Source organism: Pantoea sp. Ft-CA_14 (assembly GCF_024520875.1).
GTDB classification, from domain to species: Bacteria; Pseudomonadota; Gammaproteobacteria; order Enterobacterales; family Enterobacteriaceae; genus Pantoea; species Pantoea agglomerans.
Window position 1 is genome coordinate 186,964 of record NZ_JALNPM010000009.1, and the last position, 24,827, is coordinate 211,790.

Here is a 24,827-nt window from a genome sequence, read left to right on the forward strand (position 1 = left end):
AGCCTTTTTTTATTATCCGTTACTGCGTAACTGTGGATAACGACGGAAGATATAAACACACCAGAGTAACGCCACCAGGCCAATCATCCCGCCGACATTGCCGACTTCCGCCATGCTCAGATGCAGGCTGACCTGATTACCCAGCAGCGCACCCGCGCCGATACCGATATTGTAGATACCGGACATCAGCGACATCGCCACATCCGTGGCATCCGGTGCCAGCGACAACACCCGCACCTGCATACCCAGTCCGATCATCATCATCGCCATTCCCCAGACAACGCATAGCGTTGAAATAGCCGCAGGGCGAACGGCAGCAAAAATCAGCAGGCCCATGCACAGGGTGATCAGCGCGATGGCCGCAATCAGCAGTCCGGAGGGAAACTTATTACCGAGTGTGCTGAACAGTACGCTACCCACAATGCCCGCAGAGCCAAACAGCAGCAGTAGCAGGGTGGTGAAGTTGCCACTGGAATGGGCCACGGTTTGCATAAAGGGCTCGATATAGCTGTAAGCGGTGTAATGCGCGGTAACGACCAGCGTCACCAGCAGATACATGCTGACCAGCGCCGGACGGCGAAACAGCATCGGCACACTGCTCAGCGAGCCGGTATGTTCACTCGGCAGACGCGGCAGGATGCGCACCAGCATAATCATCAGCACCAGTGCCGAAAGGCCAATCGCGCCGAAGGTCGTACGCCAGCCAAGATACTGACCCACCACGCGGCCAATCGGCACGCCCAGCACCATCGCCAGCGCGGTACCGGTTGCCAGCATACTTAGCGCCTGAGTTTTCTTACCGGCCGGAGCGACGCGAATCGCCAGCGAGGCGGTGATCGACCAGAACACCGCGTGAGACAGGGCGATACCCACGCGTGACACCATCAGCGACCGGAAATCCCAGGCAACGGTAGAAAGAACGTGGCTGACGATAAAGATCAGGAACAGCACACCCAGCAGCAGTCGTCGCTCAATATTGCGGGTCAGCAGCATCAGCGGCAGTGAGAGCAGTGCAACCACCCAGGCATAGATGGTCAGCATGATCCCGACGTCAGCCGTCTGCATTGAAAAGTCAGCAGCGATGTCAGATAACAGGCCAACCGGCACAAATTCGGTGGTATTAAATACAAAGGCGGCGATGGCCAGCAATACCACGCGTAGCCAGGCAGTTTTACGTGAAACAGTAGTTGGTTGCATGAGGAGTCAAGTCAGTCAGTACAGCGAATCGGATGTGGCAGAAACATCCAGCGAAAGTGACCTGCGTCACAAATTACTGACCATTGTAGTGAATAAAGCGGGAAGAGAAACCTTATAAACGCCTTTTAATGCTGAAATTTTTTTATCGCCCCATCACAGGGCGATAGCCTGAGGTTATTGACCGCGACGCCGGGCGGGCATCATTCGCAGCAGAGTATTGTCTTTAAGCAGATAGTGATGGAACAGTGCGGCAGCAGCATGCAGTCCGATCAGCCAGTAACCCAGCGGTGCCAGGGTTTCATGCCAGCCAATCAGCATATCCGCCATATCAAAGTCAGGTTCAGGCGCGACCGGCATGCTGATGCCAAACAGCCACCATTCCCGACCTTTAAGATAACGCGATGTCAGGCCGAGGATCGGCAGAGTGATAAACAGAGCATAGAGCAGGGTATGAGTCAGATGTGCCAGCCCGGTTTGCCAGCGCGGCGGAGCGGGAGTAATGGGCGGTGTGCGATGCCGGGTGCGTAAAAAGAGGCGGGCAAGCATCAATACCAGGATGGTCGCGCCGGCGCTGAAATGGGTAATGATCATGGCATAACCCTGCCAGGATCCGCGCTGTGCAAAACCGCGCAGTTCAATGGTGGCGTAGGCCGTCACCACCAGTAAAAAGGTGAGCCAGTGAAGGGCTATCTGAGCGCGCGCAAACTTATCCCGCATTGTGCATTCCATTAAAGAGAATCAGAAAGATTAACATAACGGAAATCAGCGGTAATTCTTAACAAATTAGCGCAGCGGGAAAAATTTTTTCCCCCTTACCAGGTGGATCAGATTAACGCGAAGCCGGGGTGTGCTTCAGGGCCACGCTGAGCTGGGTGGCCTGCTGGTCAACATTTTTGAGTGGACAACAATTTTCACAGCCGATTGCGCCAGCATAATATTTTTTAGCCTGCAGGATGGCGGCATTCACATGGTAAAAACTGCCCAGAAACATACGGTTATCGATGTCGGGAAGATGGGGGCAGCCTGCGGCATGAACCACATGATTATTGTTATATCCTGATTGTTTATTGACGTAGTAGTAGAGAGCCACAGGCGTTCCTTGTTGCCGTGTTAAAAGGCAAAGCAGATGAATTATTACAATAAAAACGATTATAGCGGGAAACCTGCATTTTGTTTGCTGTGGCTCTGAATAGCGCGTTTATTGTGATAAACCGCCAGGCCCGCAGGAGAAGCCAGGCCTGGCATGAGAAGACGTTCTCAGAGTTTTTTACTGTGCAGACGCCAGGCAACCAGTAACGCCAGGATCAGCAGGACGCTGATAAACAGCGTAATCCCGATCCAGCCGAAATTATGCCAGAACACGCCACCCAGCGTACCCGCGACGCTGGAACCCACGTAGTAGCTGAACAGATAGAGCGAAGAGGCCTGGCCTCGTGCCCGGCGCGCCCGGGGGCCAATCCAGCCGCTGGCGACCGCGTGGGCGGCAAAAAAACCGGCGGTGAACAGCATCATCCCAGGCAGGATCAGCCAGAGGGAGTTGAAGGCGGTAATCAGCAAACCCAGCAGCATGATGGCGGTAGCACCCAGCATCACCGGTCCCCGACCCAACCGGTTGGTCAGCGCGCCCGCCTTAGGCGAACTCCATGAGCCGGTGAGGTAGACCACTGATAACAGTCCGACCACGGCCTGGCTGAGATGCCAGGGCGCATCCAGTAAACGGTAGCCAATATAGTTAAACAGGGTGACAAAGGCTCCCATCAGCAGGAATCCTTCGGCAAACAGCCAGGGCAGGCCCGGATCGCGCCAGTGCAGCCGGAAGTTAATCAGCAGATTACGCGGACGCAGCGTAATGGGCCGGAAATGGCGCGACGCAGGCAGGATTTTCCAGAACATCAGCGCCGAGGCCAGCGAAAAACAGCCGATTACCGCCACGGCGAGTCGCCATGAGAAGAGGTCAGTCAGCACGCCGCTCAGCAGTCGACCGCTCATCCCGCCTATCGAGTTACCGCTGATATATAACCCCATGGAAAAGGCGACGACCCGTGCATCCATCTCCTCGCTGAGGTAGGTCATGCCGACCGCCGCCACGCCACTCAGCGACAACCCCATCAGCGCCCGCATAATCAGAATGCCGTGCCAGCTGGTCATGGTGGCCGAGACCAGCGTGCAGATGGCGGCCAGCATCAGGGCTGTGACCATCACCGATTTACGACCGATAGCATCAGAGAGCGGCCCGGTGACCAGCAGGCCCAGCGCCATCAGGCCGGTCGAGATGGAGAGTGACAGGCTGCTGGTTGCCGGAGAGATACCAAACTGCTGTGACAGCACCGGCAGAATCGGCTGCACACAGTAGAGCAGGGCAAAGGTCGCCAGCCCGGCGGAGAAAAGCGCCAGCGTCACGCGCATAAACTGTGGGGAATCCCGGCGGATATGACCTGAAGCGGCAACAGACTCTGGCGGCGCAGAGACCGCATTCTCATCCACTGTGACAGCCTGTGTTGAGCGACTCACACATCTTCCTCAAATTTAGAAAATCTGTCGTCAGCTTAGGAAAGCGGCATTATGATGTCTAATATATTAATAATCTCAAATGAGACGTTTAAGATATGAATATCGAACTGCGTCATCTGCGCTACTTTGTTGCGGTGGCGGAAGAGTTACATTTCGGGCGGGCGGCCCAGCGTCTGAACATTTCTCAGCCGCCGCTCAGCCAGCAGATTATTCAGCTGGAAACAGAAACGGGCGCAAGGCTGTTCAATCGCACTAACCGCAGCGTGCAGCTAACCGCTGCCGGACAGCAACTGCTAAGTGACGCCCGCGCGATTCTATTGCAGGTCGAGCAGGCGGCCGATCGCGCCGCCCGCCTGCATCGTGGTGAAGAGGGGGAGCTGCGGATTGGCTTTACCTCCTCGGCCCCGTTTACCGCCGTGGTCTCTGACGCGCTATTCCGGTTTCGTCAGCGCTGGCCGCAGGTACATATTCAGATGCAGGAGATTAATACCCGCCAGCAGCTGGCACCGCTTCATGATGGACGGCTCGATCTTGGCGTGATGCGCAACACGCCACTGCCCGACGATCTGCGTCATCAGCTGCTGCTGAGTGAGCCGCTTTATGCCGTGGTGCATAAGGCGCATCCGCTGGCTGACGCTGATAAAATTTCTGTCACCGCCCTGGCGGCGGAACCTTTTGTCTTCTTTGATCCTCAGGGCGGAACCGCGCTCTACAGCGATATTCTGGCGCTGCTGCACCGCTACCATATCAAGCCCTTTATTACGCAGGAAGTGGGTGAGGCGATGACCATACTGGGGCTGGTGGCAACCGGGTTAGGCGTCTCCATTCTGCCTGCCTCATTTCGTCGGGCGCGGCTGGCCGATCTGGTCTGGTTGCCATTAACGGAAGAGGATGCCATTTCAGAGCTGTGGCTGGTCTGGTCAGCCGGACGCGAGATAAATGCGCAGATGGAAAACATGATGGCGTTGCTGCGGCGAAACCGGCCCTGATGCACGGGCAACACCGCATCAATCTGTGCGATAAATCACATTTCTAATCAAATATTTGACGCTGTCGCCGGATCTGGCTCACCATGGCGCATGTTTATTTAGAAGCGCGAAAATAACCGGGAGCAGGGTTGTGAATCCGGACAGTCAACCTGGCCACATTGACCAGATCAAGCAGACTAATGCAGGTGTCGTATATCGATTAATTGACCGTTATGGTCCCATTTCGCGTATCGAACTTTCCCGCCGTGCCCAGCTTGCTCCGGCCAGCATTACCAAAATTGTGCGTGAAATGCTGGACGCACATTTAGTGCAGGAGACCGAGTTTCAGGATCCCGGCAGTCGTGGTCGTCCGGCGATAGGCCTGATACTGGATACCGACGCCTGGCACTATCTGGCTATTCGCCTGCATCGCGGCGCCATGACGTTTACGCTGCGCGATCTCAGCAGCAAGGAACTGGTGGAAGAGAGCCTGCCGCTTCCTGATGAGTCTGCTCAGCCGTTACTTACCGCGCTGATTGAACAGGTTGATGCCTTCTTTATTCGTCATCAGAAGAAACTGGAACGCCTCACGGCTATTGCCATTACATTGCCAGGGCTGATCAACGCCGCGTCAGGTGTGGTGCATCGGCTACCGGGTTATGAGGTGCGCGATATGCCGCTGGGCGATGCGCTGGCGACACGAACCGGCTTACCGGTGTTTGTGCAGCACGATATTTCAGCCTGGACGCTGGCGGAGTCGCTGTTTGGTGCCTCACGTGGGGCGCAGGATGTGATTCAGATTGTGATTGATGAAACCGTGGGAGCCGGGGTGATCAGTGGCGGTCAGCTGTTGCATAAAAGTGGCAGGGCGCTGGTCGAGATCGGGCATACTCAGATCGACCCGTATGGTCAGCAGTGCTACTGCGGTAATCATGGCTGTCTGGAGACCGTAGCCAGCACCGGCAGTCTGCTGGCGCTGGCGGCGCAGCGTCTGCCGGCCCAGCCCGACAGCCTGCTCAATAATCAGCCGCTGACGCTGGAGTCGCTGTGCGCGGCGGCGCAGTCTGGCGACCGTCTGGCGCGCGACACCATCGCCAGCGTGGGTCATCATGTTGGCCGGATTCTGGCGATGATGGTCAACATCTTCAATCCTCAACATATTCTTATCGGTTCCCCCCTGAATGCCGCCGCGGATGTGCTGTTTCCGGCCGTGAGCAACACCATTCTGCAGCAATCACTCCCGGCCTACAGCGCGAGTATCCAGCTGGCACCTACCGAATTTAGCGAGCCGGGAACGTTAGGCGGCGCAGCCCTGATCAAAGACGCGCTCTATAACGGACACCTGTTAGTGAAACTGTTGCAAGGTTAAGCGGGCCTAATCTTGCGCTAACGCAATCTGTTCTCATCCTCCATTCCTTAAAATGCCGGTTCGCAGCAAGGTTAATCACCGATTAACCGCAACGGTTCGAGAGGAGAAGTTGAGTGAACAGACTATTTGTTACCGGCACTGACACCGCAGTGGGCAAAACGGTGGTGTCACGCGCCCTGTTACAAAGTTTTATCCAGGCCAGGCTCAGTGCCGTCGGGTACAAGCCCGTCGCGCGCTGCGCGGTCAAAACCGCTGACGGCCTGCGTAACAAAGATGCACAGGTTCTGCAAAGCGCTTCATCTATCGATTTACCCTATCAGGCGATCAATCCGCTGGCCTTTCAGGAAGAGGAGATCTGCACCCATCCGAGCCAGATCATTGATTACGCATTGCTGACACAGGGCTTAAGCAGCCTGACGCAGCAGGCCGATCGCGTGGTCGTGGAGGGCACCGGCGGCTGGCGCAGCCTGATGAACGATGGACGTCCGCTCTCCTGCTGGGTCGTTGAGCAGCAGCTGCCGGTGGTGCTGGTGGTCGGTATCCAGTCGGGCTGTATCAGTCACGCCCTGTTAACAGCAGAAGCGATAGCGCAGGATGGACTGCCACTGGTGGGCTGGGTGGCCAATCGCATCAATCCGGGACTGGCGCAGTACAGCGACATTATTGAGATTCTGCGTGAAAAAATTAATGCGCCGCTGCTGGGCGAGCTGCCTTATCTGCCGCGTGCAGAACAGCGCGATTTGACGCCTTACATCGATATTTCTCTGCTGGAGCAGAACAATCTGCACGCTGTGAGTGCAAAGATCGCCTGATTATGAAACAAACTAAGTCATCTGAGTCGGCAATGAGGCTAAAGTTTCAGGCTTGTTGTCGGCTGTCTTTAACTATTTCCATTTAGAATTGAAAGACCTGGCTCGGATATTGCGAAATCGTGGCGTCATGGCGCAGAAAATGCATTAACTCCGCTTATCACACTGAGCTGGAGCCCCATCATGTCGCACTCGCACGAGAAAGGTTTGTTATATGGGCTTGAAGCCCGCATCGGCCCCGCCCCGGCGTTTTTCGCCGCACTGCAACATCTGCTGGCCAGCGTGGTGGGAATCATCACGCCGCCGCTGATTATTGGCTCCGTTCTGGGGTTGCAGGCCTATATTCCTTATCTGATCAGCATGTCATTGTTCGTTTCCGGCTTAGGCACGTTTATGCAGGCCAGACGCTTTTATGGCATCGGGGCGGGCATGATCTGTCTGCAGGGCACCAGCTTCGCGTTTCTGGGGGTGATCCTCTCGGGTGGTCTGATGGTGAAAGGACGCGGTGGTTCGCCGGAAGAGATTATGGCGATGCTGTTTGGCTGTAACCTGGTGGCGGCGTTGATTCCGATTCTGATTAGCCGCTGCGTTGGCTCGCTGCGCAAAGTTCTGACGCCGGTGGTGACCGGTACGGTGATCACCCTGATTGGCATCAGCCTGATAAAAGTCAGCATTACCGACTGGGCGGGCGGGCACAACGCCACAGATTTTGGATCGCCGGGAAATCTGGCGCTGGGGGCGCTGACGTTGCTGGTGATCGTGGCGCTGAACCGCTCGCGAAATCGCTGGGCGCGGCTGGTGGCGGTGGTGGCCGGAATCGCGGTGGGATGCGTTGCCGCGGCCTTGACCGGTCATCTGCAACTTAATGTTGCGCCGGAGAGCAACTGGCTGGTGCTGCCCGCGTTCTTCCGGTTTGGTTTTGCCTTTGACTGGACCATTTTCCTGCCGATCGCGCTGGTGTCAGTGATTGCGGTGATTGAAGCCGTCGGTGACCTTACCGCTAACTGCCTGATTTCACAGCAGCCGATCACCGGCAAACCTTTTCAGCAGCGGCTGCAGGGTGGCATTGTCGCCGACGGTCTGAGCTGTGTGCTGGCAGCGGTCTTCTCCGCCTTTCCCAACACCACGTTTGCGCAGAACAATGGCGTTATCCAGATGACCGGCGTCGCCAGCCGTTACGTCGGTATGCTGCTGGGAATCATGCTGGCGCTGCTGGGGCTGTTTCCCTTTATTGGCTCCCTGTTGCAGCAGATCCCGCCGCCGGTGCTGGGCGGGGCGACAATCGTGATGTTTGGCAGCGTGGTTGCTGCGGGCATCCGTGTGATGACCCAGACGCCGCTGGGTCGCCGCGAGATGCTGATTGTGGCGATCGCTTTTGGTATTGGTCTGGGCGTGGAGGCGGTGCCGGATGTGCTGAAGCAGTTCCCGCCGCTGATTAACAGTCTGTTTGGTCATGCGGTGACGACCGGCGGTATTCTGGCGATTGTGCTGAACATGGTGCTGCCGGACGAGGCGCCTGTGGTGGAAGAGGTGGAGGCGGAAACGCTGACGGAGAGCTAAAAAGCAGAAGAGCCGATGTATCTCTCACATACGGCTCAAAAATCCAAAGCGATGGGAGCATATGCCTGTATCAAAGCATCGCGGACCAGGGATGGGCCGCGCTGAGCATGCCATGGATGGCATCTTTTGCGTCGTTGCTACAGGCGTATGCTCCCTGAGCTACTACCTGAATTGACAGACAGGACAGGCCGTGACTTAACTGGCTTTAAGATGGAGTCTGCGAAGGGAACAGGGTCAGATCGGAAAGTCGCAAAAGCCGCCATCCGTGGCACGCTCGGCCCGCGCAATTACGCACCTCATCCCTGAGGTGCGCCCGTACCGGGCCAACGCGTTGCGTTGTTCAAAAACGCTCCCGGCGTTTTTGTCCATGGCGCGGGACGCTTTCCTCCTCTGACCCGGTTCCCTGCGCGTTAAGCTTGTTTGTTGCTGTCTGATTTACCCAGGCTTGGGTATATCTGCTTATATCTGCTGTTTTAATGGGCCGGTAAGACCCATTTAGGTGACGAAATTATGGATTCAGACGACGGCGGGTACGACCAGAACTGAGGTAATCCGCAATATAATCCTGCGAAATCTCACCGCTGTAGCGACCCTCTTCATCGACAATCGGCATCCAGACCGTGTTGTGCTCATAGAGTTTTGACAGCACCACGCGCAGGTTCTCTTCCGCTTTACCGGTGACCTTAAAGGTGTGCAGTCGCTCTTCACAGCGGCCACTGACGTTACGCGCCTCGCGACGCTTCACGAAGCCCAGCGGTTTGCCATCCTCATCGACCACGGTAATCGACCGCATATCGTTCTCATCCATGGTGCCAAAGGCTTCTTCCAGCGGAGTAGAGCGGCGGACGGTGATGGTCGGCTGCTGGTCAGTCACATCGCCCGCCTGCACCAGTAACAGGCGCTTAAGCGTACGGTCCTGACCCACAAACGAGCCGACGAACTCATTGGCAGGGGTCGCCAGCAGTTCATCCGGGCTGGCGCACTGCACGATTTTACCCTGACCAAATACCGCAATGCGATCGCCGAGCTTCAGTGCCTCGTCAATATCGTGGCTCACCAGCATCACGGTTTTTTTCAGCTGACGCTGCATGTCGAGAAACTCGTTCTGGATCACTTCGCGGTTAATCGGGTCAACGGCGCCAAACGGCTCATCCATCAGCAGCACCGGTGGATCCGCCGCCAGGGCACGAATCACCCCGATACGCTGCTGCTGACCGCCGGACATCTCTCGCGGATAGCGATGCAGGAATTTGGTGGGATCCAGCGCTACCATGCTCATCAGCTCGGTAGCCCGCTCGTGGCACTGCTTTTTGTTCCAGCCCAGCATGCGTGGCACCACGGTAATGTTCTCCTCGATGGTCATGTTGGGAAACAGACCAATCTGCTGGATAACATAGCCAATGTTGCGGCGCAGGGTAGTGGTGTCCTGCGTACTGGTATCTTCGCCATTAATCAGGATCCGGCCACTGGTGGCGGGAATCAGGCGGTTAATCATCTTCAGCGTGGTGGTTTTCCCGCAGCCCGAGGGTCCCAGCAGCACGCACATCTCACCGGCTGGCACGTGCAGGCTGACGTTATCGACGGCTTTATTGGTGGTGCCGTTTTTCTGGGTAAAGGTTTTCGTCAGGTTTTCCAGCGTAATCATTATCGAATCCCCTTTGGAGTCAGCGCCTGCTGCAAACGGTGCAGCAGCCAGTCAAGAAAAATAGCCAGCAGACAGATCATCAATGCCCCGGCAATCAACATACGAATATCACTGCCGCTGATACCATCCAGCAGCAGCTGGCCCAGACCGCCCGCGCCAATCACGGCGGCAATCGCCATGACGCCAACGTTCATCACCACGGCGGTACGGATGCCACCGAAGATCACCGGCAGCGCCATCGGGATTTCAACCCAGCGCAGGCGCTGCCAGAACGTCATGCCGATACCACGACCCGCCTCACGCAGACCGTCCGGCAGATTTTCCAGCGCGGTGTGGGTGTTGCGAACAATCGGCAGCAGCGAGTAGAGGAACACGGCGGTAATCGCCGGCAGCGCGCCAATGCCCTGACCGATGAGTGAAAACAGCGGGATCATCAGACCAAACAGCGCAATGGTGGGAATAGTCAGCACCACGGTGGCGATACCGAGAATCGGCGTTGCCAGCCATCTTACACGCACGATCAGAATGCCAAGCGGCACGCCAATCACAATTGCCAGTCCGACCGCGACCAGCACCAGCCAGCTGTGCTGCCAGCTCAGGGTGAGCAGGGTGCTCCAGTTATCCATGATGTAGTGAAGGGTATCCACAGTGCCTCCTTACAGCATGTTTTTGGATTTAAGGAAATCACGCGCCACGGTTTCCGGTGACTGATGATCGATATCGACCCGCTTGTTCAGCTCCGTAATCGCCTCATCGGTGATCTGCGCAGAAAGCTGATTAAGCGCGGTATCCAGCCCCGGATGACTCGCCAGCACATCCTGACGCACGACCGGCGTCACGTTGTAGCTTGGGAAGAAGTGCTTATCATCCTCCAGTACTTTCATGTTGAAGCCCTTAACCCGGCCATCAGTGGTGTAGATCAGACCGGCATCCACGAATCCGTCGCGAATCGCGTTATAGACCAGACCGGGGTCCATCTGGCGGATCTGCGGGCGATCCAGCGTCAGGTTGTAGGTTTTCTGCAGCGGCTTCATGCCGTCTGAACGACCCGAGAACTCCAGGTCCAGACCCAGTCGCCAGTTATGATCCGGATCGGTTTTACGCACCTGCTCAATCTTCGCAACCAGCTGCGACATGGTGCTGATGCCCTCTTTTTCGGCCCGTTCACGGGTCATGGCAAAGGCATAGGTGTTGTTCATTGGTGCCGGGTTAAGCCAGACCAGCCCCAGTCTGGCATCCAGCTTTTTCACCGTCTCATATGCCTGCTGTGAAGACATCGGCTGGTTGATATGGTTAAAGATGATCAGCGAGGTGCCGGTATATTCCCAGACCATATCAATCTGCTTATTCAGCAGCGCATTACGGCCAATGGTGGTGGCGATATTGCGTTTAGGCACCACCTCGAAGCCTTTCTTCTGCAGCCAGAGCACCGTCATTGCTGACAGGATATGCTGCTCGGTGAAACTTTTGGTCGCCATCACCAGCGGTGCAGCAGCCTGTGCCGTCTGGCTTAACAGCAGTGTCGCGGTCAGCGCGACAACGCTTTTCTTAATCCAACGCGTTAGCATTGCAAAGCTCCTTGTGGTCAGGCCGCAGCGTGCGGACTCAGAAAGCGGCCCAGCGCGGCCAGCATCATATCCAGTACCAGTGCCACCAGTGCAGTGGCGACGGCGCCGAGTATCAGCGTCGGAAAGTCATTCAGATAGATGCCCGGGAAGATCAGCTCGCCAAAGCTGCTGGCGCCAATCAGGAACGCCAGTGGGGCGGTGCCGACATTGATGGCGGTGGCGATGCGCACGCCAGAGAGGATGACCGGCAAGGCATTCGGCAGCTCTACCTGACGCAGACGCTGCCATTTGGTCATGCCGATGCCGTTGGCCGCCTCAATCAGCGACGGGGGAACTGCGCTCAGACCAGAGAAAGTGTTGCGGACGATAGGCAGCAGCGAAGCCAGAAACAGCGCAATCAGCGCCGGACGGTCGCCAATCCCGATAATAACCATCGCCAGAGCCAGTACCGCCAGTGGTGGCAGGGTGTTACCGACATTGAAAATCTGCATCACGTACTCTGCCCAGCGACGTGCAAACGGGCGACTTAGCAGGATGCCGCTGGGGATACCGACCAGCAAAGCGAAAAGCATTGACCAGAAGACTAAGAAGAGGTGTTGTTGCCCGAGATAAAGCAGATCGACTTTACGTGCGACCAGCTGATCCCAGCCAAGGCCCCAGATCAGCACCGCGATCACCGCGACCACTGCAAGCAGTGCCAGACCGGCGCGTCGGGCCAGTGAAGCATTTTGCATAGGAGAATCTCCCTGATTACGATCTCAATTGTTATAACAACCATAAACAGCCCGACAGGTACGGCAAAAAATGCCGCCGCGCCCAATACCGAAACTGCGATAAAATGTAGATAAAATGACTGTTTACCCACTCTTTTTCAGTGAATACTGAATAAGATGGTGTAATGCTATAGCAGCCCTTTATTGCACAAGCCAGCTTTTAAGCCACAAATCAGAGAGATAGAAACAGGTTAAAATGGTGTTAAAGCCGCGTAGCCGCTGGGCTAATGCGACAATAAAAAATTTTCATCGATTTCTGGTGACACTGTCACAGGGGGCGCAGAAAATGCGCACGCGCGGGAAACTGCATTGTCTGTTTTTCAGCTAGCCTTGCAGATTAAAAAAGGAACCCTATGACTGAAAGCGCACAACTCCGGACCGGACATCGCCACTGGATCTTAATCGCCTGCATGCTGGCGATGTTTATGGCGGCCATTGAAGTCACTATTGTGGCCACCGCGATGCCCACCATCATTGCTGACCTCGGCGGTTTTTCGCAGTTTGGCTGGGTCTTCTCGATCTATCTGCTGACCCAGGCGGTCAGCGTGCCGCTCTATGGGCGGCTGGCGGATATGGTGGGTCGCAAAACGATGTTTTTTGTCGGCACGTCGATTTTCCTGGTGGGGTCGGTGCTGTGTGGCTTTGCCCATACCATGACCTGGCTGATCCTGTTCCGGGCGTTTCAGGGCCTGGGGGCGGGGGCGATCATGCCGCTCAGCTCCACCATCGTGGCGGATATCTATTCGCCGCGCGAACGCGCCAGCGTGCAGGGCTGGCTCTCCAGCGTCTGGGGTGTAGCGGCGATAGTGGGGCCGCTGACCGGCGCGTGGCTGGTACAGCACTTTAGCTGGTCGGTGATTTTCTGGGTCAATCTGCCCATCGGCCTGATCAGCATGCTGATGCTGTGGCGCTGGCTACCGTCGCACCAGAAGGAGGAGAAGTCGCAGCCGCTGAACCTGGCGGGCAGCGGCTGGCTGATGCTCTGCGTGACGGCATTGCTGATTGCGCTGTTGCAGGCGGAACAGCTGGGCGTCTGGCTGGTGCCGTTTCTGCTCTTCTCACTGTTCGCTGGCTGGCAGCTCAGACGCCACGAGCTGCATTCAGCGGCACCGCTGTTTCCGCTGATAATCTGGCGCAGCCGGCTTATCGTGGCGGGTAATGCGGGCAACCTCATCATCGGGGCGGCCATGATGGGCATCAGCGCCTTTCTGCCCACCTGGATTCAGGGGATCAGCGGCGGTTCACCGTTACAGGCGGGCAGTGTGCTGGCGATGATGTCGATTGGCTGGCCGCTGGCCAGCACCCTCAGCGGCAGACTGATGCTGCGCACCTCCTACCGCTTCACTGCCCAGCTTGGAGCGCTGTTGCTGGTGACCGGCAGTGCCTTGCTGCTGTTTTTACAGCCCGCAAGCTCACTCTATCAGGCGGGCTTTACGGCGTTTCTGATCGGTACCGGCATGGGGATGACCAGCACCACGTTCCTGGTATCAGTGCAAAATCAGGCGGATTACCAGATTCGCGGCATCTGTACCGCTTCAATTATGTTCAGCCGGATGATCGGGTCGGCGGTAGGGACGGCGATCATGGGCGCGGTGCTGAATCTCAATCTGCAGTGGCGTTTGCCGCAGGTCGAGGATCCGGTGCAGAAGATTATGTCCGAACCCAGTCGTCAGCAGTTACAGCCGGAAACCCTGCAGCAGATGGTAGGGTCGATTGCCGTCTCACTGCACTGGGTGTTCGTTGTGGCACTGGTGATTGCGCTGTTTGCGGTGGGTGTGGCATGGATGATGCCGCGTCAGCGACCGGAACAGGCGGACTAACAGGCAGGGCGACAGGATGTCGCCCTGATTTGAACAGAACTACTGGGCAGGTGAGTCCTGCGAACTGCCGGCACTGGCAGGTACGCTGGCTTCATTGTCACTGCCTGAGCGCTTATAAACAATTTTTTGTGTGTCGTTCTCACAATGTCCGACGACCTGACCACCCGCCTGATCAACCTGATCGTTGGCGACGATGTCGAGACTAAAACCCGACTCAGGCACACCGTTCTGAATAATTTTCTGGCTGATTTCGGTTTTTACCGATTCACAGGATGCCTGCGCCATCAGCGGCAGAGCAAATAACGCCGCGCTTAACAAAACCCTCTGTAGCTTCATCACGTCTTCCTTATGTTAGTCGTCGTCATTACTATAGCTCAAATTTACGGCGCTACCGGGCGACCGGAACGGCGATCCAGACAACGCAGGGTGTTGGGCTCCCAGTAGGCGTTGAGATTGAGGCTCTGCTCGCACTTGTCGCGGGTATCAAACGCACGATCGGTTTTATCAAACTCTTTTTCGACGCGGGTGTTCACTTTGTTGCGCAGCATGCGCGTGTCATTCCATTGCTCTTTATCCTGGCGCGCCGCTTCATTGCTCAGCGCGGAACTGCCATCTTCGATAATCAGACGATTAGTATTCGCAGTGGCAGTGAATGCCGCAGTGGAGAGGAGAACCATCAGCACGGCAGGGATCATTTTTTTCATCACACTATCCTTTAGTTAACGCAAACATCGCCATACACGACAGCGGTTGCAGCGGGCATGCTTAGAGCCTGGCTCATCAGGGGTCATTGAGGCAGACAGTCTGGACACAGACAGCGCATGACAACCGGCGCGTACAGGGTGTACGTGAGGAGGATGAGCACTGCCCAGGTTCAGACGGACAAATAAAACAGCCTGATGGGCCTGGCTATTAGTATATCATCGCCGTTTCTTTGCTCACCAGCAGTGAGTCGTTTGTTTACGTTAAGGAGAGGTAAGGATGCTGATTAAAACCGCCTTGCTGTTTTTTATTACCGCACTGGCGGAGATCACCGGCTGCTTTCTGCCGTGGTTATGGCTGAAAAAAGGCGGCTCAGCCTGGTTGCTACTCCCTGCGGCAGCAAGTCTGGCGCTGTTTGTCTGGCTGCTGACGCTGCATCCCGCTGCCAGCGGACGGGTTTATGCCGCCTACGGTGGCGTCTATGTGCTTACCGCGCTGCTCTGGTTGCGGGTGGTGGATGGCGTGAAGTTAAGTGTGTGGGACTGGAGCGGGGCACTGATCGCATTCAGCGGCATGCTGATTATCGTGATGGGCTGGGGACGCGGGTAACGCCAGCCGTGAGGGCTGGCGCTGCAGGGAGTTAAGGTTTATGCACTTTCAGCCCCGCCAGCGTCTGGCTGACCGGCATCATCTCAAGGCTATTGATGTTGACATGTTTAGGCAGTGTGGCCACCCAGTATACGGCTTCTGTCACATCTTCCGGCGTTAAGGCGGTAGCCCCTTCGTAGACCTGACCCGCTTTGTCATCATCGCCCTTAAAGCGCACGTTGGAAAACTCTGTGCCGCCGACCAGACCCGGTTCAATGTCGGTCACGCGCAGCGCGGTGCCGTGTAAATCGGTTCGCAGATTCAGGCTGAACTGGCGCACAAAGGCTTTGGTGGCGCCGTAGACGTTGCCGCCAGCATAGGGCCAGCTACCGGCAATCGAACCGATATTAATGATATGACCGACATCACGCTCCACCATCTGTGGCAGCAGGGCGCGGGTCATATAGACCAGGCCTTTGGTGTTGGTGTCGATCATGTTTTCCCAGTCTTCGACGTTGGCCTTGTGCGCCGGTTCGACGCCCAGCGCCAGACCGGCGTTGTTGACCAGCACGTCGATATTGCGCCATTCCGCCGGTAACTGCGCCACCGCCTCTTCGATGGCGGCACGGTTACGCACATCGAGCTGTACCGTATAAATATTCTCGCCCAGTTCTTCCTTCAGCGCTTTTAAACGTTCAGCCCGTCGTCCAGTGGCAATCACTTTATGACCATTCTCAATAAAGCGACGGGTGATGCTTTGACCAAAACCGGCGGTCGCACCGGTGACAAAAATAATCATCTCACTGTTCCTTATGCCATTTTCAGAGTCGATGGCTTCACCATAGCATTTCATTTCCGCTTCTGCGCGTGGAAAAACTGCCTGACCTGTAAACGGATTTTAACGGGTAGCCAGCTGCGCCTTTTCAGGGCAGATTGCACCGTTAAAGGGCAGGTTTGCGGGTAACCGGCCATACTCAAAATGACCAGGGCGCGCAATATTGCGTAGCAACCGTTTGCATCCGTTCCGCAAACGGTTGCTACGCCATCTCAGTCCTTATTTGTTGCGCAACTTCCCTCTTTTTAGCTTATTTAACTGATATTTAAAGAATTTATTCTATTTCAATTCTGGCACGCAGGTTGCACAGGATTATTCAGATAATCATCTGCAGATATAACATCGCGCTTTCAGAAAGGATTACCCATGCTTTCAGCAACCGACACGGCGATACGCGCCAGCTTCTTTGACTTTACCGGCGTGGTGGATCGTCCCGACGACCTGGCCGGCCAGGCCCGCTATCTTGAGGATGCGGTGCTGCTGCTGCGTGATGGATGCGTAGTGGGGCTGGATAGCTGGGAGAATAGCGAGGCGATGCTGGCGGGGCATCCGGTCATCGATCTGCGCGGCAGACTGATCGTGCCGGGCTTTGTCGATACCCACATTCACTATCCGCAGACAGAGATGATTGGCGCATTTGGCGAACAGCTGCTGGAGTGGCTGAATCACTACACCTTCCCGGTTGAAGCGCAGTATCACTGTCCCGATCACGCTGCGCGGATGTCCGCCTTCTTCCTGCATCAGCTGCTTTCCAACGGCACCACCAGCGCGCTGGTGTTTGGCACCGTCCATCCGCAATCGGTGGAGGCGCTGTTCAGCGCCGCCGAAGCGCTGAACATGCGGCTGATTGCCGGGAAAGTGATGATGGATCGCAATGCGCCCGACAACCTGATCGAAACCCCTGAACAGAGCTACCAGCAGACCCGGGCGCTGATTGAGCGCTGGCACCAGCGCGGACGCCTGAGCTACGCCCTGACGCCGCGCTTTGCGCCGACCTCATCCCCACAGCTGCTGGAAAAAGTGCAGCAGCTGCGTCAGGAGTTCCCGGATACCTGGCTGCATACCCATCTCAGCGAAAACCCGCAGGAGGTCGCCTGGGTCAAACAACTGTTCCCGGAGCGTGAAGGCTATCTGGATGTTTATCATCATCACCAGCTGACCGGCCGCCGCAGCGTCTTTGCTCACTGTCTGCATCTGGAAGAGAACGAATGGCAGTGTCTGCACGATACCGATTCATCCATTGCTTTCTGTCCCACCTCAAACCTGTTTCTCGGCAGTGGCCTGTTTAACCTGAAACGCAGCTGGCAGCAGGGGGTGAAAGTGGGGATCGGCACCGATGTCGGCGCGGGCACCACCTTTAATATGCTGCAGACCCTGGGCGAAGCCTACAAGGTGGGCCAGCTGCAGCACTACCGGCTCAGCGCGGCCGAAGCCTTTTATCACGCCACGCTGGGCGGGGCACGTGCGCTGGATCTCGACCACGTCATCGGAAATTTCAACATCGGTAAAGAAGCAGACTTTGTGGTGCTGGACCCGGCGGTTTCTGCCCTGCAGCAACTGCGCATCGGCAACAGCAAAGATATCTGGGAAAAACTGTTTGTATTAATGACGCTCGGCGACGACCGCAATATTGCCCAGACCTGGGTAGCCGGTCGTCCGGTCTGGCAGCGCGACGCACAGGAGCAAGCCGCATGATCCAGTTTCTGTTAAATAACCAGCTGGTCAGCGAGAATGCGCTCGACCCCAACCTCACGGTACTCAACTACCTGCGCACCCGTCAGCAACGCCCTGGCACCAAAGAGGGCTGTGCATCTGGCGACTGTGGCGCCTGCAGCGTGACTCTGGGCAAAGCCGTCGGGGGAACAATGCAGTATGAAACGGTCAACAGCTGCCTGACGCTGGTCTCCGCGTTACAGGGCAAGCAGCTGATTACGGTTGAGGATCTGCGTCACGGCCGCGCACTGCATCCGGCGCAGCAGGCGATGGTCGACTGTCACGGCTCGCAATGCGGATTCTGCACGCCAGGCTTTGTGATGTCGCTGTTCAGCCTGCAAAAAACCGCTTCGGGCTGGGATCGCCATCAGGCGGAAACTGCGCTGGCGGGCAACCTCTGCCGCTGTACCGGTTACCGGCCGATTATGGCCGCCGCCGAACAGCTCTGCTCGCAGCCGGTGACAGACCAGTTCGATCAAGGTGCCGCCGCAACCGTGCAGCGGCTTGAGGCGCTGGCAACCCCGGAGATGCAGGAATTAGGGGGTGAGGGCCGCCGTTGCTTCCTTCCCAAAACTCCGGCTCAGCTGGCGGCGATCTATCTGGCACATCCCGAGGCGAGGCTGATTGCCGGTGGCACCGATCTCAGCCTGCAGATTACCCAGCAGCATAAAAGAATACCGTTGCTGATTGCGCTGGAGCAGGTTGCCGCGCTCAAAGTCTGCAGCGAATTTGATGATCACTACCTGCTGGGCGCAGGGGCTTCGCTGCAGCAGGTCAGCGAATTTCTTGCCAGCCGCATTCCCGGCGTCAGCGAGATGCTGCAACGCTTTGCCTCGCTGCAAATCCGTCTGCAGGGCACATTAGGCGGCAACATCGGTAACGCTTCCCCCATTGGCGACGCCTCGCCGGCGCTGCTGGCCTTAAACGCCAGCCTGTTGTTACAGCGCGGTGAGCAGCAGCGCAGCCTGCCGCTGGATCAGTTCTTTACCGGCTATCGCCAGACCCGGCTCGAAAAAGGGGAGTTTATTCGCGCCATTCGCATCGATAAAGTGACGGTGTCACCTGATTTTGTGGCCTGGAAAGTGTCCAAACGGCTGGACGATGATATCTCCGCCGTGTTCGCCGCTTTTAATCTGCAGATTGAACAGGGCGTAGTCAGTAGTGCCCGCATCGCCTTTGGCGGCATGGCGGCCACACCGCAGCGTGCCCGTCACTGTGAACAGGCATTCATCGGTCAGCCACTGAATTCCGTGACGGTGTCACGCGCAGCCGCGGCGCTGGCAGAGGATTTCCAGCCGCTCTCCGATTTCCGCGCCAGCAGTGACTACCGTCTGCAGGTCGCACGCAACCTGCTGCGCCGCTACTGGCATAGCCACAACGGCGAAATAACCTGTATTGAGGTGGCCCGCTATGTCTCATAACCGTCCTGAACTCAACGAAGAGGTCATTAAGGCGCAGTATGCCGCTGATTTACAGAGCGGCGTTGGTCGCAGTAACCGCCATGAGAGCGCGGAAAAACATGTCTCCGGCGAGGCGCGTTTTATCGACGATAAGCCGGAGCTGCCGGGTCTGCTGCATCTCTGTCCGCGCCTGAGTGAGTATGCTCATGCGCGCATCCTGCATATTGATGTGCAGCCCTGTTATGCCGTTCCCGGCGTCGTCAGCGTCCTGACCTGGCAGGATGTGCCGGGCATCAATGATGTCGGGCCGCTGGAGCCGGGCGACCCGCTGCTGGCACATGACAAAGTAGAGTATCTGGGACAGATCGTGATCGCGGTGGCGGCGGAATCCCCCGAAGCTGCCCGTCTTGGCGCGGCCGCTGCGGTAATTGAATATGAGGTGCTGGAACCGCTGCTGGATGTGGAACAGGCGCTGGCTCAGGGCAGCTTTGTGCAGGAACCTCACATTCACCAGCGCGGTGATGTGGAAGCGGCCCTGGCGCGTGCGCCGCACCGGGTCAGTGGGGCGTTTCACATTGGCGGCCAGGAGCATTTCTATCTGGAAACCCAGACGGCAATGGTCATTCCCGGAGAAGATCAGCAGTTGCAGGTCTTCTCCTCAACCCAGAACCCCACCGAAGTGCAGAAACTGGTGGCGGAAGTGATGGGCATCAGCCTGAATCAGGTGACGATAGATATGCGCCGGATGGGCGGTGGCTTTGGTGGTAAAGAGACGCAGGCGGCCGGTGTCGCCTGTCTCTGCGCCATCGTGGCGCGACAGACCGGCCGGGCGGCGAAGATGCGGCTTTCACGTCGCGACGATATGCGCGTCACCGGCAAACGCCATCCGTTCTTTGTGCGCTACGAAGCGGGCGTTGAAGAGGATGGGCGTCTGTGCGGCATCAAAATCGATCTGGCCGGAAACTGCGGTTATTCGCTGGATCTTAGTGGATCGATTGTCGATCGTGCCATGTTCCACGCTGATAACGCCTATTACCTCGGGGATGCGCGGGTAACCGGCTATCGCTGCCGCACGAACACCGCCTCGAACACCGCCTATCGGGGTTTTGGCGGGCCGCAGGGCATGGTGGCGATTGAACAGATCATGGATCATATCGCCCGTGAGCGCGGGCTGGATCCGCTGGCGCTGCGCAAGCGTAACTACTATGGCAAGCAGGATCGTAACATCACCCATTACCACCAGCAGGTAGAGGATAACCTGCTGGATGAGATTACCGAACAGCTGGAGCAGAGCAGCGACTATCAGGCTCGCCGCGCGGAGATTAAGGCGTTTAATGCCCGCAGTCCGCTGCTGAAACGCGGTCTGGCGCTGACGCCGGTGAAATTCGGCATCTCCTTTACCTCCAGCTTTCTCAATCAGGCGGGGGCGCTGATCCTGATCTACACCGACGGCACGGTGCAGCTTAACCACGGCGGCACTGAGATGGGCCAGGGCCTGAACACCAAGGTGATTCAGATTGTCGCCGAAGTGCTGCAGATTGAGATCGATAAAATTCAGATCACCGCCACCGACACCGGCAAAGTGCCCAACACCTCGCCAACCGCGGCCTCCAGCGGTGCTGACCTCAATGGCAAAGCGGCGCAGAATGGTGCAGAGATCCTGCGCGACCGCATGGCCGCCATGCTCTGCGAGCTACACCAGTGCGACGCGGCGGCGGTGAGCTTCCGCAACGGGGTAGTGCGCGCCGGAGATAAGCATTACACCTTCGCCGAGGTGGCGAAGCTGGCGTGGCTGAATCAGGTGCCGCTCTCCGCCACCGGCTACTACCGCGTGCCGGGGATTCATTACGACCGGGTCGCGGGTCGCGGGACGCCGTTCTATTACTACGCTTACGGTGCAGCCTGCTGTGAAGTGGTGATTGATACCTTAACCGGCGAATCCCGCCTGCTGCGTGCCGACATTTTGCATGACGTCGGCGCCTCGCTGAATCCGGCCATCGACATCGGCCAGGTTGAAGGTGGCTTTGTACAGGGCGTCGGCTGGCTTACCTGCGAAGAGCTGGTGTGGAGTGATAAAGGCCAGCTGCTGACCGATGGACCGGCGAGCTACAAAATTCCCGCCATCAGCGACGTTCCGGCGGACCTGCGGGTCACGCTGGTGGAGAACCGTAAAAACCCTAAAGACACGGTGTTCCACTCCAAGGCCGTAGGTGAACCGCCGTTTATGCTGGGCATCGCCGCCTGGTGTGCCCTGCAGGATGCGGTCGCCAGCGTCTCCGATTACCGGCAGCACCCACTGCTGGATGCGCCCGCCACGCCGGAGCGCATCTTCTGGGGCGTGCAACGCCTGACGGGAGGGGTTGATGATTTATCATGACTGGATTGGCGTGCTGCATCAGCTGCGTGAAAAACGTCAGAGCTGCGTATTAATCACCGTGCTCAGTGAGCACGGTTCGGTGCCGCGCGACAGCGGCAGCAAAATGGTGGTGACGCAGCAGGAGAGTTATCTCACCATCGGTGGCGGTCATCTGGAGTTTGAGTGCATCGCCCAGGCCAGGGCGATGTTGCAGAGTGGGGCGACTGCGCCACACACTGAAGATTTCAGCCTGGGCGCTCGGCTTGGCCAGTGCTGTGGCGGCAAAACCACGCTGCTGTTTGAGCCGCTGCTGCAGGCGCAGCCAGAGATCTACCTTTTTGGCGCAGGCCATGTGGGACAGGCCCTGGTCAATCTGCTGTCAACGTTACCCTGTCACATAAACTGGATCGATAGCCGTCCGGCGCAGTTCAGCCACGTTCCCGCTGGCGTGGTGACGCTGCAGCCGGAAGATCCGCTCGACTGCGTAGCACAGGCACCCGCAGGCAGCTACTTCATCATCATGACCCATCATCATCCCCTCGACTTCGAACTGTGCGAGGCGGTGCTGAAGCGCGGCGATTTCCGCTATGCCGGGGTGATCGGTTCTGAAACGAAAAACCAGCGTTTCCGCTACAGGCTGGCGGGCAAGGGCGTCGCGAACGAACCGCTGGCGCGCCTGCGCTGTCCGATTGGCCTGCCGGACGTCAAAGGCAAGCTGCCCGCCGAGATTGCGGTGGCGATTGCCGGTGAAATCATCAGCGTTTATCAGCAGCACGTCGCCTGAGTTGTCGCCTGCGCGGCAACCTGTCAGGATAAGACTTTGCGATGCCCACCAGGAGCGAACCATGAACGCCCGTCAGAATCCCTTCTTTAGCGTCAGCACACTGCCTTACCAGACTCCTCCTTTTGACCAGATTGAGGAGCAGGATTTCCTGCCCGCGCTGCAGGCGGGCATTGAGGAGAAGCGTCAGGAGATCGAGGCGATCGCACTGAACAGCGACGCGCCCAGCTTTTTCAACACTTATGAGGCGCTGGAGAGGAGCGGACAGCTGCTCAACCGGGTGAATCTGGTGTTCAGTGCCATGACCTCGGCGCATACCAGCCCGTATCTGCAGCAGGTGGATGAGGAGATTACGCCTCAGCTCACCGCGCTCAACGATGACATCATGCTTAATCGCCCGCTGTTTTCGCGGCTCGATGCGGTTTATCTGCAGCGCGCTAAACTGGATGCCGAATCAAAACGGCTGGTCGAGGTGATCTGGCAGCGCTTTCAACTGGCGGGGGCTAATCTGCCGGAAGCGCAGAAACAGCAGCTCAAGACACTGAATCAGGAAGCGGCCCGCCTCGGTACCCGCTTCACCAACAAATTGCTGGCCGCCACTAAAGCGGGCGGGCTGGTCGTCGATGATCTGCAGAAGCTGGCGGGACTCTCACCGGCCGATCTGGCGGTGGCGCAGGCGGAAGCGCAGGCACGCGGACTGGAAAAGCACTGGCTGCTGGTGCTGCAAAACACCACCCAGCAACCCGCACTACAGAGCCTGGCCGATCGCGCAACCCGTGAAGCGCTGTTTAAGGCGGGCGTGACGCGCACTGAAAAAGGCGATGAGAACGACACCCGCGAGCTGGTATTACGTCTGGCGCAGGTCAGGGCCGAGCAGGCGCGGCTGCTGGGATTTGCCAGCTATGCCGAGTGGAAGCTACAGGATCAGATGGCCAAAACGCCTAAGGCGGCGCTGGCGTTTATGCATAACATCGTGCCTGCCGCGCGCGGTCGTGCGGAGCGTGAAGCGGCGGCTATCCAGCAGACCATCGACCAGCAGCACGGCGATTTTACCCTGCAGGCCTGGGACTGGCGTTTTTATGCCGAACAGGTGCGGCGCGCCCGTTACGATCTGGATGAGAGCCAGATTAAGCCCTACTTTGAACTGAATTCGGTGCTGCAGAATGGCGTGTTCTGGGCGGCGACGCAGCTCTATGGCATCCGTTTCACGCCGCGACAGGATCTGCCGGTTTACCATCCCGACGTCCAGGTCTATGAGATTTTTGACGCCGATGAGACCCCGCTGGCGCTGTTTTACACCGACTTTTTTAAGCGCGACAGCAAAGGCGGCGGTGCCTGGATGAGCAACTTCGTCAACCAGTCTACGCTGCTCGACAGCAAACCGGTGATCTACAACGTCTGTAACTACACCAAACCGCCAGCCGGTGAACCGGCGCTGCTGAGCTGGGACGACGTCATCACGATGTTTCACGAGTTCGGTCACACGCTGCACGGTCTGTTTGCCAGCCAGCGCTATCCGAGCCTGTCGGGAACGGAAACCCCGCGCGATTTCGTCGAGTTTCCTTCGCAGATCAACGAGCACTGGGCCAGCGAGCCAGCGGTGTTCCGCAACTACGCTCGCCACTATCAGACTCAGGCGCTGATGCCCGCTGAGCTGCATGAAAAAATCGTCCGGGCCGCCACGTTCAACAAAGGCTACGAGATGAGCGAGCTGCTGGCTGCCGCGCTGCTGGATCTGCACTGGCACAGCCTTAACCGTGATTCCGCGCCGCAAAGCGTGGAGGGATTCGAGCAGAAGGCGTTACAGAGCGATAATCTGGCGCTGACGGCGGTGCCGCCGCGCTATCGCTCAAGCTATTTCCAGCACATCTGGGGCGGTGGCTATGCAGCAGGTTATTACGCCTATATCTGGACGCAGATGCTCGCCGACGATGGCTATCAGTGGTTTGCGGAACAGGGCGGACTGACGCGTGAGAACGGCGACCTCTTCCGACAGAAAATTCTGTCGCGGGGGAACAGCAGCGATCTCAAAACACTGTATGAAAGCTGGCGGGGCGGGCCTCCGCAGCTTGAGCCCATGCTGAAAAATCGCGGTCTGTCGGAGTCATAACCAAAAGGGCTGTCACGCTGACTAATGCTGGTCAGTGAAGATTAGATTTGTAAAGGCTGTCACGGTCAAACGTGGCAGCTTTTTTTCCGGGCGAGCGAGCCGCAGTGCGGGCCAGCGCACCT

22 protein-coding genes are annotated in these 24,827 nt (G+C 57.5%); 11 read left to right on the top strand and 11 right to left on the bottom strand.

What is annotated here, in order from left to right; all coding sequences use genetic code 11:
* Nucleotides 1-12: 12 nt before the first annotated feature.
* The 4 genes from NR195_RS15080 to NR195_RS15095 all read right to left on the bottom strand — a co-directional run bounded on the left by NR195_RS15080 (nucleotide 13) and on the right by NR195_RS15095 (nucleotide 3,708).
* Nucleotides 13-1,197 carry a sugar transporter gene (locus NR195_RS15080; protein WP_010244774.1) on the bottom strand — a complete coding sequence of 395 codons (1,185 nt, stop codon included), beginning with the start codon at nucleotides 1,195-1,197 and terminating at the stop codon, nucleotides 13-15.
* Between the two features lie 174 nt (nucleotides 1,198-1,371).
* Nucleotides 1,372-1,914 carry a cytochrome b561 gene (gene cybB / locus NR195_RS15085; RefSeq protein WP_010244777.1) on the bottom strand — a complete coding sequence of 181 codons (543 nt, stop codon included), beginning with the start codon at nucleotides 1,912-1,914 and terminating at the stop codon, nucleotides 1,372-1,374.
* Nucleotides 1,915-2,026: 112 nt separating this feature from the next.
* Nucleotides 2,027-2,287, bottom strand: coding sequence for a hypothetical protein (locus NR195_RS15090; protein WP_010244780.1), 261 nt, complete (start codon nucleotides 2,285-2,287; stop codon nucleotides 2,027-2,029).
* A gap of 167 nt (nucleotides 2,288-2,454) precedes the next feature.
* On the bottom strand, nucleotides 2,455-3,708 hold the full coding sequence (locus tag NR195_RS15095) for an MFS transporter (RefSeq protein WP_029519071.1): 1,254 nt from the start codon (nucleotides 3,706-3,708) through the stop codon (nucleotides 2,455-2,457).
* A 95-nt stretch (nucleotides 3,709-3,803) separates the two neighbouring features.
* Between NR195_RS15095 and NR195_RS15100 the strand changes: the two genes are divergently transcribed.
* The 4 genes from NR195_RS15100 (at nucleotide 3,804) to NR195_RS15115 (ending at nucleotide 8,414) form a co-directional block, all read left to right on the top strand.
* Nucleotides 3,804-4,697 (top strand): LysR family transcriptional regulator, encoded by an 894-nt coding sequence (locus tag NR195_RS15100; RefSeq protein WP_132498668.1) that lies wholly within the window; start codon nucleotides 3,804-3,806, stop codon nucleotides 4,695-4,697.
* Nucleotides 4,698-4,827: 130 nt separating this feature from the next.
* A complete protein-coding gene (locus tag NR195_RS15105; RefSeq protein ID WP_256844670.1) occupies nucleotides 4,828-6,045 on the top strand; it encodes an ROK family transcriptional regulator in 1,218 nt (405 codons plus the stop codon).
* Between the two features lie 113 nt (nucleotides 6,046-6,158).
* Entirely contained in the window at nucleotides 6,159-6,857 is a 699-nt protein-coding gene (bioD, locus tag NR195_RS15110) for a dethiobiotin synthase (protein WP_256844671.1), read from the top strand.
* Nucleotides 6,858-7,037: 180 nt separating this feature from the next.
* On the top strand, nucleotides 7,038-8,414 hold the full coding sequence (locus NR195_RS15115; RefSeq protein ID WP_010670178.1) for a nucleobase:cation symporter-2 family protein: 1,377 nt from the start codon (nucleotides 7,038-7,040) through the stop codon (nucleotides 8,412-8,414).
* Nucleotides 8,415-8,922: 508 nt separating this feature from the next.
* Here NR195_RS15115 and osmV read toward each other — a convergent pair.
* The 4 genes from osmV to NR195_RS15135 are packed head-to-tail and all read right to left on the bottom strand — an operon-like array spanning nucleotide 8,923 to nucleotide 12,361.
* Complete coding sequence (gene osmV, locus NR195_RS15120) at nucleotides 8,923-10,059, bottom strand: osmoprotectant ABC transporter ATP-binding protein OsmV (RefSeq protein ID WP_010244799.1); 1,137 nt, start codon at nucleotides 10,057-10,059, stop codon at nucleotides 8,923-8,925.
* Nucleotides 10,059-10,706 (bottom strand): osmoprotectant ABC transporter permease OsmW, encoded by a 648-nt coding sequence (gene osmW / locus NR195_RS15125; protein ID WP_010244802.1) that lies wholly within the window; start codon nucleotides 10,704-10,706, stop codon nucleotides 10,059-10,061. The genes osmV and osmW overlap by 1 nt, the downstream gene beginning before the upstream one ends.
* A gap of 9 nt (nucleotides 10,707-10,715) precedes the next feature.
* Nucleotides 10,716-11,627 carry a glycine betaine ABC transporter substrate-binding protein gene (locus NR195_RS15130; RefSeq protein WP_010670177.1) on the bottom strand — a complete coding sequence of 304 codons (912 nt, stop codon included), beginning with the start codon at nucleotides 11,625-11,627 and terminating at the stop codon, nucleotides 10,716-10,718.
* Between the two features lie 17 nt (nucleotides 11,628-11,644).
* Entirely contained in the window at nucleotides 11,645-12,361 is a 717-nt protein-coding gene (locus tag NR195_RS15135; protein WP_010244807.1) for an ABC transporter permease, read from the bottom strand.
* A 392-nt stretch (nucleotides 12,362-12,753) separates the two neighbouring features.
* On the opposite strand from NR195_RS15135, the gene NR195_RS15140 reads away from it, so the two are divergent.
* On the top strand, nucleotides 12,754-14,220 hold the full coding sequence (locus NR195_RS15140) for an MDR family MFS transporter (protein ID WP_256844672.1): 1,467 nt from the start codon (nucleotides 12,754-12,756) through the stop codon (nucleotides 14,218-14,220).
* A gap of 39 nt (nucleotides 14,221-14,259) precedes the next feature.
* Here NR195_RS15140 and NR195_RS15145 read toward each other — a convergent pair whose 3' ends face one another.
* Both NR195_RS15145 and NR195_RS15150 read right to left on the bottom strand, forming a co-directional pair.
* Complete coding sequence (locus NR195_RS15145; RefSeq protein ID WP_010244813.1) at nucleotides 14,260-14,556, bottom strand: DUF1161 domain-containing protein; 297 nt, start codon at nucleotides 14,554-14,556, stop codon at nucleotides 14,260-14,262.
* Between the two features lie 44 nt (nucleotides 14,557-14,600).
* Entirely contained in the window at nucleotides 14,601-14,924 is a 324-nt protein-coding gene (locus tag NR195_RS15150) for a DUF1283 family protein (RefSeq protein ID WP_010244816.1), read from the bottom strand.
* Between the two features lie 280 nt (nucleotides 14,925-15,204).
* Between NR195_RS15150 and NR195_RS15155 the strand changes: the two genes are divergently transcribed.
* A complete protein-coding gene (locus NR195_RS15155) occupies nucleotides 15,205-15,531 on the top strand; it encodes a YnfA family protein (protein WP_031292947.1) in 327 nt (108 codons plus the stop codon).
* 31 nt (nucleotides 15,532-15,562) lie between these two features.
* On the opposite strand, the gene ydfG is transcribed toward NR195_RS15155, so the two are convergent.
* Nucleotides 15,563-16,309, bottom strand: coding sequence for a bifunctional NADP-dependent 3-hydroxy acid dehydrogenase/3-hydroxypropionate dehydrogenase YdfG (gene ydfG, locus NR195_RS15160; RefSeq protein WP_033757999.1), 747 nt, complete (start codon nucleotides 16,307-16,309; stop codon nucleotides 15,563-15,565).
* A gap of 402 nt (nucleotides 16,310-16,711) precedes the next feature.
* On the opposite strand from ydfG, the gene guaD reads away from it, so the two are divergent.
* From guaD to dcp, 5 genes are all read left to right on the top strand, one after another.
* On the top strand, nucleotides 16,712-18,040 hold the full coding sequence (gene guaD, locus NR195_RS15165; protein ID WP_256844673.1) for a guanine deaminase: 1,329 nt from the start codon (nucleotides 16,712-16,714) through the stop codon (nucleotides 18,038-18,040).
* Nucleotides 18,037-19,479, top strand: a complete 1,443-nt coding sequence (xdhA, locus tag NR195_RS15170; protein WP_256844674.1) for a xanthine dehydrogenase small subunit — start codon at nucleotides 18,037-18,039, stop codon at nucleotides 19,477-19,479. The genes guaD and xdhA overlap by 4 nt, the downstream gene beginning before the upstream one ends.
* Nucleotides 19,469-21,835, top strand: a complete 2,367-nt coding sequence (gene xdhB, locus NR195_RS15175; protein WP_256844675.1) for a xanthine dehydrogenase molybdopterin binding subunit — start codon at nucleotides 19,469-19,471, stop codon at nucleotides 21,833-21,835. The genes xdhA and xdhB overlap by 11 nt, the downstream gene beginning before the upstream one ends.
* Entirely contained in the window at nucleotides 21,822-22,598 is a 777-nt protein-coding gene (xdhC, locus tag NR195_RS15180; protein WP_192072678.1) for a xanthine dehydrogenase accessory protein XdhC, read from the top strand. The genes xdhB and xdhC overlap by 14 nt, the downstream gene beginning before the upstream one ends.
* A 61-nt stretch (nucleotides 22,599-22,659) precedes the next feature.
* Entirely contained in the window at nucleotides 22,660-24,705 is a 2,046-nt protein-coding gene (dcp, locus tag NR195_RS15185; protein ID WP_256844676.1) for a peptidyl-dipeptidase Dcp, read from the top strand.
* The last annotated feature ends 122 nt before the right edge of the window (nucleotides 24,706-24,827 follow it).

Bases quoted from the DNA above. Each gene is read 5' to 3' on its own strand.
- cybB (WP_010244777.1), bottom strand. From the start codon at position 1,914: ATGCGGGATAAGTTTGCGCGCGCTCAGATAGCCCTTCACTGGCTCACC.
- NR195_RS15140 (WP_256844672.1), top strand. From the start codon at position 12,754: ATGACTGAAAGCGCACAACTCCGGACCGGACATCGCCACTGGATCTTA.
- NR195_RS15150 (WP_010244816.1), bottom strand. From the start codon at position 14,924: ATGAAAAAAATGATCCCTGCCGTGCTGATGGTTCTCCTCTCCACTGCG.
- NR195_RS15115 (WP_010670178.1), top strand. From the start codon at position 7,038: ATGTCGCACTCGCACGAGAAAGGTTTGTTATATGGGCTTGAAGCCCGC.
- NR195_RS15130 (WP_010670177.1), bottom strand. From the start codon at position 11,627: ATGCTAACGCGTTGGATTAAGAAAAGCGTTGTCGCGCTGACCGCGACA.
- xdhA (WP_256844674.1), top strand. From the start codon at position 18,037: ATGATCCAGTTTCTGTTAAATAACCAGCTGGTCAGCGAGAATGCGCTC.
- ydfG (WP_033757999.1), bottom strand. From the start codon at position 16,309: ATGATTATTTTTGTCACCGGTGCGACCGCCGGTTTTGGTCAAAGCATC.
- xdhB (WP_256844675.1), top strand. From the start codon at position 19,469: ATGTCTCATAACCGTCCTGAACTCAACGAAGAGGTCATTAAGGCGCAG.
- dcp (WP_256844676.1), top strand. From the start codon at position 22,660: ATGAACGCCCGTCAGAATCCCTTCTTTAGCGTCAGCACACTGCCTTAC.
- guaD (WP_256844673.1), top strand. From the start codon at position 16,712: ATGCTTTCAGCAACCGACACGGCGATACGCGCCAGCTTCTTTGACTTT.
- NR195_RS15100 (WP_132498668.1), top strand. From the start codon at position 3,804: ATGAATATCGAACTGCGTCATCTGCGCTACTTTGTTGCGGTGGCGGAA.
- NR195_RS15080 (WP_010244774.1), bottom strand. From the start codon at position 1,197: ATGCAACCAACTACTGTTTCACGTAAAACTGCCTGGCTACGCGTGGTA.
- xdhC (WP_192072678.1), top strand. From the start codon at position 21,822: ATGATTTATCATGACTGGATTGGCGTGCTGCATCAGCTGCGTGAAAAA.
- NR195_RS15135 (WP_010244807.1), bottom strand. From the start codon at position 12,361: ATGCAAAATGCTTCACTGGCCCGACGCGCCGGTCTGGCACTGCTTGCA.
- osmV (WP_010244799.1), bottom strand. From the start codon at position 10,059: ATGATTACGCTGGAAAACCTGACGAAAACCTTTACCCAGAAAAACGGC.
- NR195_RS15145 (WP_010244813.1), bottom strand. From the start codon at position 14,556: ATGAAGCTACAGAGGGTTTTGTTAAGCGCGGCGTTATTTGCTCTGCCG.